The sequence below is a fragment of the Geodermatophilus sp. SYSU D01119 genome (assembly GCF_054049975.1).
Genome location: NZ_JBJGYL010000055.1, coordinates 1 through 9,318 on the forward strand (window position 1 = coordinate 1; position 9,318 = coordinate 9,318).

9 protein-coding genes are annotated in these 9,318 nt (G+C 76.1%); 4 read left to right on the forward strand and 5 right to left on the reverse strand.

Translation table 11 applies throughout. From position 1 onward, the window contains the following. Positions 1-109 precede the first annotated feature (109 nt). Positions 110-1,291, forward strand: a complete 1,182-nt coding sequence (locus ACI79X_RS23205; protein WP_457027784.1) for a Gfo/Idh/MocA family protein — start codon at positions 110-112, stop codon at positions 1,289-1,291. Positions 1,292-1,376: 85 nt separating this feature from the next. Further along, positions 1,377-2,384, forward strand: coding sequence for a sugar phosphate isomerase/epimerase family protein (locus ACI79X_RS23210; protein ID WP_457027785.1), 1,008 nt, complete (start codon positions 1,377-1,379; stop codon positions 2,382-2,384). Positions 2,385-2,502: 118 nt separating this feature from the next. On the opposite strand, the gene ACI79X_RS23215 is transcribed toward ACI79X_RS23210, so the two are convergent. Beyond that, positions 2,503-3,447, reverse strand: coding sequence for an alpha/beta hydrolase family protein (locus ACI79X_RS23215; RefSeq protein WP_457027786.1), 945 nt, complete (start codon positions 3,445-3,447; stop codon positions 2,503-2,505). Then, a complete protein-coding gene (locus ACI79X_RS23220) occupies positions 3,444-3,791 on the reverse strand; it encodes a hypothetical protein (protein ID WP_457027787.1) in 348 nt (115 codons plus the stop codon). The genes ACI79X_RS23215 and ACI79X_RS23220 overlap by 4 nt, the downstream gene beginning before the upstream one ends. Before the next feature lie 53 nt (positions 3,792-3,844). Between ACI79X_RS23220 and ACI79X_RS23225 the strand changes: the two genes are divergently transcribed. Beyond that, positions 3,845-4,378: a helix-turn-helix domain-containing protein gene (locus tag ACI79X_RS23225; RefSeq protein WP_457027788.1), complete on the forward strand. Its 534-nt coding sequence runs from the start codon at positions 3,845-3,847 to the stop codon at positions 4,376-4,378. Here the strand turns inward: ACI79X_RS23225 and ACI79X_RS23230 are convergent, their stop codons facing one another. The 3 genes from ACI79X_RS23230 to ACI79X_RS23240 all read right to left on the reverse strand — a co-directional run bounded on the left by ACI79X_RS23230 (position 4,379) and on the right by ACI79X_RS23240 (position 7,869). Next, positions 4,379-4,900 (reverse strand): hypothetical protein, encoded by a 522-nt coding sequence (locus ACI79X_RS23230; RefSeq protein WP_457027789.1) that lies wholly within the window; start codon positions 4,898-4,900, stop codon positions 4,379-4,381. A 73-nt stretch (positions 4,901-4,973) separates the two neighbouring features. Further along, on the reverse strand, positions 4,974-6,632 hold the full coding sequence (locus ACI79X_RS23235; protein ID WP_457027790.1) for a DEAD/DEAH box helicase: 1,659 nt from the start codon (positions 6,630-6,632) through the stop codon (positions 4,974-4,976). Positions 6,633-6,858: 226 nt separating this feature from the next. After that, positions 6,859-7,869: a GlxA family transcriptional regulator gene (locus ACI79X_RS23240; protein WP_457027791.1), complete on the reverse strand. Its 1,011-nt coding sequence runs from the start codon at positions 7,867-7,869 to the stop codon at positions 6,859-6,861. A 72-nt stretch (positions 7,870-7,941) separates the two neighbouring features. On the opposite strand from ACI79X_RS23240, the gene ACI79X_RS23245 reads away from it, so the two are divergent. Continuing rightward, positions 7,942-9,258: an MFS transporter gene (locus ACI79X_RS23245; protein ID WP_457027792.1), complete on the forward strand. Its 1,317-nt coding sequence runs from the start codon at positions 7,942-7,944 to the stop codon at positions 9,256-9,258. The last annotated feature ends 60 nt before the right edge of the window (positions 9,259-9,318 follow it).

A 9,318-nucleotide genomic window follows, 5' to 3' on the forward strand; every position in this document is an offset into this window, starting at 1 on the left:
ATGGTGAAGGAGTAATAGATAGAGCGCGCGGGTGGTGGCGCAGCCCGGGGCGGGGGGGGCGCGCGCCGCCGCGCCCCCCCCCCCCCCCCCACTCCCCGAGGAGAACCCGATGACCCCGCCCGACCGGCCGACCCTCGGGGTGGGCCTGATCGGCTACGCCTTCATGGGCGCGGCGCACTCGCAGGCCTGGCGCACCGCCCCCCACTTCTTCGACCTGCCGATCCGCCCCGACCTGCGGGTGCTCGCCGGCCGCGACGCCGCCCGCGTCGCCGAGGCCGCCGGCAAGCTCGGCTGGTCGCAGACCGAGACCGACTGGCGCCGCGTCGTCGAGCGCGAGGACGTCGGCCTGGTCGACGTCTGCACCCCCGGCGACACGCACGCCGAGATCGCGATCGCCGCGCTCGAGGCCGGCAAGCACGTCCTGTGCGAGAAGCCGCTGGCCAACACCGTCGCCGAGGCCGAGGCCATGGCCGAGGCCGCCCAGCGCGCCGCGGCCCGCGGCGTCCGCTCGATGGTCGGCTTCACCTACCGCCGGGTGCCGGCGATCGGCCTGGCCCGCCGGCTGGTCGCCGAGGGCCGCCTGGGCCGCATCCGGCACGTGCGCGCCGCCTACCTGCAGGACTGGATCGCCGACCCGTCGGCGCCGATGTCCTGGCGGCTGGAGAAGGACAAGGCCGGCTCCGGCGCGCTCGGCGACATCGGCGCGCACGTCGTCGACCTGACGCAGTACATCACCGGCGAGACCGTCACCGGTGTGAGCGCGATGCTGGAGACCTTCGTCAAGGAGCGCCCGCTGCCGGCGTCGGCCGGCTCGCTGTCGGGCACCGCCGGCGAGGGCATGGGACAGGTGACCGTCGACGACGCCGCCGTCTTCCTCGCCCGCTTCTCCGGCGGCGCGCTGGCCACCTTCGAGGCCACCCGCTTCGCCCTGGGCCGCAAGAACGGCATCCGGATCGAGATCAACGGGTCCGAGGGCAGCCTGGCGTTCGACTTCGAGGACATGAACGTCCTGGAGTTCTTCGACGGCAGCGAGCCCGCCGAGCGGGCCGGCTTCCGCCGGATCATCGTCACCGAGCCCGAGCACCCCTACGTCGCCGCGTGGTGGCCGGCCGGGCACGGGCTGGGCTACGAGCACGGCTTCACCCACCAGGTCGTCGACCTGCTCACCGCGATCGCCAAGGACGAGGACCCCACGCCGTCGTTCGCCGACGGCCTGCAGATCCAGCGCGTCCTCGACGCCGTGGAGCGCAGCGCCGCCGCGGACTCGACCTGGACCCCCGTCCCCGCCTGACGAAGGGCCTCGTCCTCCCCGCCGCTCGCACGCTCGCGGCGGTGCCCGGGACGAGGCCGCCCGAGACGAAGAGAGGTTCTCCCTCATGCCACGCCCGATCACCCTGTTCACCGGCCAGTGGGCCGACCTGCCCTTCGAGGAGATGTGCCGGCTGGCCTCCGAGTGGGGCTACGACGGCCTGGAGATCGCCTGCTGGGGCGACCACCTCGACGTCGAGCGCGCCGCGAACGACGACTCCTACGTCGCCGACCGCAAGGCGCTGCTGGAGAAGTACGGCCTGCAGGTCTTCGCCATCTCCAACCACCTCAACGGCCAGGCCGTCTGCGACGACCCGATCGACGAGCGCCACCGCGGCATGGTCAACGCCCGCGTGTGGGGCGACGGCGAGCCCGAGGGCGTCCGGCAGCGGGCCGCCGAGGAGATGAAGCTGACCGCCCGCGCGGCGGCGAAGCTCGGGGTGAAGACCGTCGTCGGGTTCACCGGGTCGAAGATCTGGAAGACCGTGGCGATGTTCCCGCCGGTGCCCGAGTCGATGATCGAGGACGGCTACCGGGACTTCGCCGACCGGTGGAACCCGATCCTCGACGTCTTCGACGAGGTCGGCGTCCGGTTCGCCCACGAGGTGCACCCGTCGGAGATCGCCTACGACTACTGGACGACGGTCCGCACGATGGAGGCCATCGGCCACCGCGAGGCGTTCGGCCTCAACTGGGACCCGTCGCACTTCGTGTGGCAGGACCTGGACCCGGTCTCGTTCATCTGGGACTTCAAGGACCGGATCTACCACGTCGACTGCAAGGACGCGAAGAAGCAGGTCGGCAACGGCCGCAACGGCCGGATGGGCTCGCACCTGCCCTGGGCCGACCCGCGGCGCGGCTGGGACTTCGTCTCCACCGGGCACGGCGACGTCCCGTGGGAGGCCTGCTTCCGGATGCTGAACACGATCGGCTACGACGGCCCGATCTCGGTGGAGTGGGAGGACGCCGGCATGGACCGCCTCGTCGGCGCCCCCGAGGCGCTCGCATTCGTCCGGCGCCTGGCCTTCGACCCGCCCGCGGCGGCGTTCGACGCCGCGTTCGCCAGCGGCAACTGAGGGACCACCCGGCGCCTGCCGGGGGAGTGCGGCGGAGGGCCGGGCGCGGACGCGCGCCCGGCCCTCCGTCGTGTCGTCAGGCGGTCGGGTCCAGGCGGTCGGGTCCAGGCGGTCGGGTTCAGGCGGCGGGGACGAGGCCGGGAACCGCGCGGCACCAGGACGTGACGGCGCCGAGCACCTCGCGGTCCACCGGCTGCCGCAGCTCGCGGCGGTAGGCGCGCAGCGACGCGGGGCCCGGCTGGCGCCGCAGCGTGTGGGTGACGTCGGCCGGTCGCAGGGTGGTGACCGGGCCGGCGACCGTCGCGGCGATCGTGTCCAGGTCCGCGGCCGGCACCTGCAGGTCCTTCCCGCCGGTCACCGCGAGCACCGGCACGGTGATCCGGGCGAGGTCGCCGCGGGGGTCGTACGCGAGGAACTCGCGGTGCCACCGCGCGTTGAGGCGGACGCCGCCGACCCGGGCGACGTCGCCGGTCGTGGCCCGGATGCGCTCGTGGTTGGCCGCCACCTTCCGCTCGAGGTCGGTCCGCAGCAGCCGCAGCAGCCCGCGGACGGGCGCCGGCAGCGTCGGCGCGATCTGCCGCGCCTGCCAGCGCAGCAGCTCGTCGCCCGGGGTGGCCGACCCCGCGAGCAGGACGACGCCGGCCACCCGGGCGCCGCGGGCGGCCGCCGTGCCGACCACCATGGTGGCCAGCAGGGCGCCCTCGCTGTGCCCGGCCAGGAGCAGGCGGGAGGCGTCGACCTCCGGCCGCGCGGCCAGGGCGCCGAGGGCGCGGAGCAGGTCGTCGGCGTTGTCCGACAGCCCGGCCCGCCGCCAGTCGCCCGGCGAGCCGCCGACGCCGCGCTTGTCGTACCGCAGCGAGGCGAGGCCCGCGGCGGCGAGGGCGTGCGCCAGGTCGCGGGTGACGCCGAACCGCATCCGCCGGTGGTCGGAGTCGCGGTCGAGCGGGCCGGAGCCCGGCGCCAGCAGGACCGCGGGGACCGGCCCGGGGGCGTCGGGGAGGGTGAGCGTGCCGGCGAGCGGGGGCCCGCCCGGCACGGTCACCGGCAGCTCGCGCACGCTCACGTCCGCGCGCCCAGGACCGCGGCGGCGACGGAGGTGGGGTCGGCCACCGAGACGAGCGCGGCGTCGAAGCGCTGGCCGCTGAGCTCCAGGCGCACGGCGGGACCGCGGCGGACGCTGACGAACGTCCTCGTGCCGCGCCGGCGCCAGGTGCCGATCTTCCGCAGGCCCGGCAGGCCGAGCCCCGGGGCGCGCAGCCCGCGGGCGGCGGCCGGCCCGTCGGGGACGACCTCGGCCGAGCGCACCGCCGTCAGCGGGACCTCGAGGTCGCGCAGCAGGCCGAGCACCTTCTCGGCCGGGGTGAGGGTGATCCGCAGGGTCCGCGCTGTCGTCTCGATCGTCGCCATGGCACCATCGTTCTCGACCGTGAGACCGTTGTCAACTATGAGAGAGGTCGAGCGTGGCGACAGCCGACCTGCTGCTGCACCCCGTCCGCCTGCGCGTGGTGCAGGCGCTGCTGGGGGACCGCACCCTGACCACCGGGAACCTGCACGCCGAGCTGCCCGACGTCCCGGTGGCGACGCTGTACCGGCACGTGGGTCTGCTCGCCGACGCGGGCGTGCTGGAGGTGGTGGGGGAGCGCCGCGTGCGGGGCAGCACCGAGCGCACCTACCGGCTGGTGACCGCGGCGGCGTCGGTGGGCCCGGACGAGGCGGCGGGCATGACCCCCGACCAGCACCGCCGTGCCTTCGGGACGTTCGTCGCCGCGCTGCTCGCCGACTTCGACCGCTGGGTCGACGCCGCCGGCCCGGACGGGCTGGACCCCGCCCGGGACGGCGTCGGCTACCGGATGACCGGCCTGTGGCTGGACGACGAGGAGTTCAGCGGCCTGCTCGACGACGTCCGCGCGGTGCTGCGGGCCCGGCTGGAGAACACGCCGCGCCCGGGCCGGCGGCGCCGGCTGGTCGGGACGGTGCTCCTGCCCGGCGGCTGATCAGGCGGCGCGCTCGGCCTTCCGCTCCGCCTTGCGCTCGGCCCGGGCGACCCGCTTGTTCGCCTTGGCCAGCGTCTTTCCCGCCCGGGAGATCTTCCGCGAGCTGCGGTCGACGGTGCCGCGGGTGAGCAGGCCGACGCCGATGCCGAGCAGCCACACGTCCTTGGCGATCGACAGGCCCTGCTCGGTCGGGGCGAGGCTGCCCTCCTTGCGCATGCCGGGCGTGCGCAGGTAGAGGCCGAGCAGCCCGCCGGCGAAGCCGGTGAGGACGGCGCCGGCCACGGCGGTGGGCACGAACGGCGTCAGCAGCGCGGCGCCGACGGCGATCTCCGCCGTCGACAGGGCCTGCACGAACTGGCGCGGCTCCACGTCCTTCAGGAACGGGTAGGTGCCGGAGGCGAACCCGTGCAGGCCGGCCGCGGTCTGGTCGTCGGCGGCGCGCTTGCCGAGGCCGCTGTTGAGGATGAACGCGCCGGCCGAGATGCGCGGGCCGATCTCGGACAGGGTGATGGGCAGGGCCACGAGGCACCTCCGCGGTGTCGGGGACGGTCGGGACTGCACTGCCCGACCGTCCCCGGGGGAAACCGCGAGGGGCTCAGCGGCCGCCGCGCCGCGACCGGCCGCTGAACGTCGCCGCGGAGTGCGAGCCGGCCCGCGCGGCGAGCTCGGCGCGGGTGCGCGCCGGGCCCTGCGGGCTGCGGGACTGGCCGCGGCCGCCGGTGGCCTTGGCGGACGACGACGCCGTCGCCGTCCCGCCGCTGCCGGACCCGCCGCGACGGCGCCGGCCGCCGCCCTGGCCCTGCGGCTGGGGAGCGGGCGCCGGGGCCGGCTCGACGTACGGGGCGGCCGGGCCGGCCAGCTCGGTGATCTGCTCCGACCCCGGGCGCACCTGGCTCACGATCGGCGTGATGCCGGCCTGGCGGGTCAGCGTCCGCACCTCGCCGTTCTGGTCGGGCGTCGACAGGGTGACCACCGTGCCGCCGGCACCGGCGCGGGCCGTGCGGCCGGAGCGGTGCAGGTAGGCCTTGTGCTCGGTCGGCGGGTCGACGTGCACGACGAGCGAGACGTCGTCGACGTGGATGCCGCGGGCGGCGATGTCGGTCGCGCACAGCACGCGGGTGCCGCCGGTGCTGAACGCCTCGAGGTTGCGCTCGCGGGCGTTCTGGCTGAGGTTGCCGTGCAGGTCGACGGCGGGGATGCCGGCGGCGGTGAGCTGCTTGGCGAGCTTCTTGGCCTGGTGCTTGGTGCGGGTGAACAGCACGCTGCGGCCGAGCCCGGAGGCGAGCTGGCGCACGACCTCGGCCTTGTCGGCGGCGCTGACCTGGAAGACGTGGTGGGTCATCGTGGCCACCGGCGCGACGGCCGGGTCCACCGAGTGGGTCACCGGCTGGGACAGGTAGCGCTTGACCAGCACGTCCACGCCGTTGTCCAGCGTGGCCGAGAACAGCAGCCGCTGGCCGCCCTGCGGGGTGCGGTCGAGCAGGCGCTTGACGCCGGGCAGGAAGCCGAGGTCGGCCATGTGGTCGGCCTCGTCCAGCACGGTGACCTCGACGGCGGACAGGTCGGCGTGCCCCTGCCCGATGAGGTCCTCGAGCCGGCCGGGGCAGGCGACGAGCACGTCGACGCCGGCGGCCAGGGCCTGCACCTGCGGGTTCTGCCCGACGCCGCCGAACACGACGGTCGAGCGCAGGCCGAGTGCCGTGGCCAGCGGCTCGACGGTGGCGAGCACCTGGTTGGCGAGCTCGCGGGTCGGCACGAGCACCAGCGCGCGGGGCTTCCGGGCCTGCCGCCGCGTGGTGGAGGCGGCCAGGCGGGCCACCAGCGGGAGGGCGAAGGCGATGGTCTTGCCCGAGCCGGTGCGGCCGCGGCCGAGCACGTCGCGGCCGGCCAGCGAGTCGGGCAGCGTCGCGACCTGGATGGGGAAGGGCGCGGTGATGCCGCTGGCGGTGAGCACCTCGACCAGCGGCGCGGGCACGCCGAGCTCGGCGAAGGTGGTGTCGGTGGGCAGCACGGTGGCGACGTCGCCGGCCGGGACCACGGGCGCCACCGGGGCGGCGGGGGTCCGGGCCGGGGTCTGGGTGGGGGCGGTGCTCTGCGCGGCGGCGTTCTGCGCGGCGCCGGTGCCGCGGCCGCGGCCGCCGCGACGGCGGCGGGGCCGGGACGTGCCGGCGGCAGGCGGAGAGGACTGCGGGGAGGTCATGGGTTCCTCGGTGGTGCTCGGGTCGCCGTCCTCGGCCACCGCGGGCGGGCGCACGCCGGCCCCGGTCAGGGGCGGGTCGCGCCGTCGGCGACGTCGGACAGCCGGGCGCGCCTCGGTGGCGCTGCTCCAGCCCGACGTCGAGTCCTGCAGCTCCGGATGAGCGAGGGCGGCGCCGGTATGCCCCACTCAACCAGACGCGGCCGCCGATCCTGCCGCGGGCGGGGGAGTCGCGCGTCACACCCGCCCCGCCCGGGTGAGGCCTTTCGCGCGCGAGAGGCGGTCAGGCGGTGCGGCCGGCGCCCCGGTAGGTGCGGCGGTAGGCGCCCGGGGGCACGCCGATCGAGGCGCGCAGGTGCGCCCGCAGCGACGCCGTCGTGCCGAACCCCGCCTCGGCGGCCACCCGGTCGACCGACGCGTCGGTGGACTCCAGCAGCCGCCGGGCCAGCGCGATCCGCTGCGCGGCCAGCCAGCGCTGCGGCGACTGGCCGGTCTCCTCGCGGAAGCGCCGGGTGAAGGTGCGCACGCTCATCCGTGCGTGCGCGGCCAGCCCGGCGAGCGTCAGCGGCTCGCCGAGGTGCTCGATCGCCCAGGCGCGGGTGGCCGCGGTGCCGGCGTCGCCGGTCTCGGGCAGCGGCCGCTCGACGAACTGCGACTGCCCGCCCTCCCGCCACGGCGCGACGACGTTGCGCCGAGCCACGCGGTTGGCCACCTCGCTGCCGTGGTCGCGCCGGACGAGGTGCAGCAGCAGGTCGATGCCGGCCGCGTTGCCCGCGCTGGTGAGCACGTCGCCGTCGTCGACGAAGAGGACGTCGGGGTCCAGCCGCACCCGCGGGAAGTGCCGGGCGAAGGCCTGCGTGTGCATCCAGTGCGTGGTGGCCGGGCGGCCGTCGAGCAGCCCGGCCGCGGCGAGCACGAACGCGCCGGTGCAGATGGAGAGCATGCGGGCGTGGCCCGCCGCGTCCCGGAGCGCGGCCGCGAGGTCGGCCGGGACCGCCCCGTCGGTCATCGCCGGGCCGCCCTGGACGCCGGGGACGACCACGGTGCGCGCGGTCTGCAGCAGCGTGGCGTCGTGCTCCGGCTGGACCGAGTACCCGGCCGACGTGCGCACCGGACCGCCGTCGAGGGTGGCCACCCGCACCCGGTACAGCGGGCGCTCGCCGGCGTCGACGGCGCTGCCCAGCAGGCGGTGGGGGAGGCCGAGCTCGAACGCGATCGTGCCGGGGAGCGCGAGGACGGCGACCTCGTGGCGGGCGGGACCGGAGCCCGGACCCGGACCGGGGCCTGGTGTCATGGCCGGATCCTTGCACGTGTTGGCTGCCGGGCCACTGGTCGCCGTCCCCGCGGTCGGTCATGCTCTCGGCTCGTGACGACTCCCGGAACCCGCCGGCGCGTCCACCCCGCGTGGTGGGTGGCCGCGGTGACCTTCCTGGCGCTGGTCGGCGCCGCGGCCTTCCGCGCGGTGCCCGGCGTGCTCATCGACCCGCTGCGCGAGGAGTTCGGCTGGTCGGTCTCGACCATCTCCGCCGCCGTCGCGGTGAACATGGCGCTCTACGGGCTGACCGCGCCGTTCGCCGCCGCGCTGATGGAGCGCTTCGGCATCCGGCGGGTCGTCGTCGGGGCGCTGCTGCTCACCGCCGCCGGCAGCGGGCTGACCGTGTTCATGACGGCGAGCTGGCAGCTGGTGCTGCTGTGGGGGTTCGCCGTCGGCCTGGGCACCGGCTCGATGGCGCTGTCGCTGGTGGCCACGGTGACCGGGCGCTGGTTCGTCGCCCGGCGCGGGCTGGTCAGCGGGATCCTCACCGCCGGCGGGGCGACCGGGCAGCTGGTGTTCCTCCCCGTCGTCGCGGCGGTGGCCGAGACCGACGGAGGCTGGCGGGCGGCGTCGCTGGGGACCACGGCGGCCGCGCTCGCCGTCGTCCCGCTGGTGCTGTGGCTGCTGCGCGACCGCCCGCGCGACGTCGGCACCGTCCCCTACGGCGGGACCGAGGCCGACGACGTCGACCCGGTGCGCACCGGCGCGGCCCGCGCGGCGCTGAGCGGGCTGGCGCACGCGGTCCGGTCGCGGCCGTTCTGGCTGCTCGCCGCCGGCTTCTTCATCTGCGGCGCGTCGACCAACGGGCTGGTGCAGCCGCACTTCATCCCCGCCGCGCACGACCACGGCATGCCGGTGACGACGGCGGCGTCGCTGCTCGCGGTCGTCGGCATCTTCGACATCGCCGGCACCGTGCTCTCCGGCTGGCTCACCGACCGCGTCGACCCGCGGGTGCTGCTGCTGGCCTACTACGCGCTGCGCGGCTTCTCGCTGTTCCTGCTGCCGCCCCTGTTCGGGCCGGACCTGCACGTCAGCATGATCGCGTTCATCGTCTTCTACGGCCTGGACTGGGTGGCCACCGTCCCGCCGACGCTGGCGCTGTGCCGCGAGCACTTCGGCGCGCGGGCGCCGGTGGTGTTCGGCTGGGTGTTCGCCTCGCACCAGGTCGGCTCGGCGGTGGCCGCCTTCGGCGGCGGCGTGATCCGCGACGTCACCGGCTCCTACGACCTCGCCTGGTTCGGCGCCGGCGCGCTGTGCCTGCTCGCCGCGGCGCTGTCGATCTCGATCCGCCGCCGCCCGGCGCCGTCCGCCCCGCCCGCGAACCCCGCCGAGCCGACCACCGCCTCCGCCGCCACCACCCACGGCTGAGGAGCACGCACTGCCGGCGTTCCTCGAGCATCGCGGGTCCTGCAGGACCAAACGCGACCG

Coding starts and splice junctions, on each gene's coding strand:
- ACI79X_RS23205 (WP_457027784.1), top strand. CDS start 110: ATGACCCCGCCCGACCGGCCGACCCTCGGGGTGGGCCTGATCGGCTAC.
- ACI79X_RS23210 (WP_457027785.1), top strand. CDS start 1,377: ATGCCACGCCCGATCACCCTGTTCACCGGCCAGTGGGCCGACCTGCCC.
- ACI79X_RS23220 (WP_457027787.1), bottom strand. CDS start 3,791: ATGGCGACGATCGAGACGACAGCGCGGACCCTGCGGATCACCCTCACC.
- ACI79X_RS23240 (WP_457027791.1), bottom strand. CDS start 7,869: ATGACACCAGGCCCCGGTCCGGGTCCGGGCTCCGGTCCCGCCCGCCAC.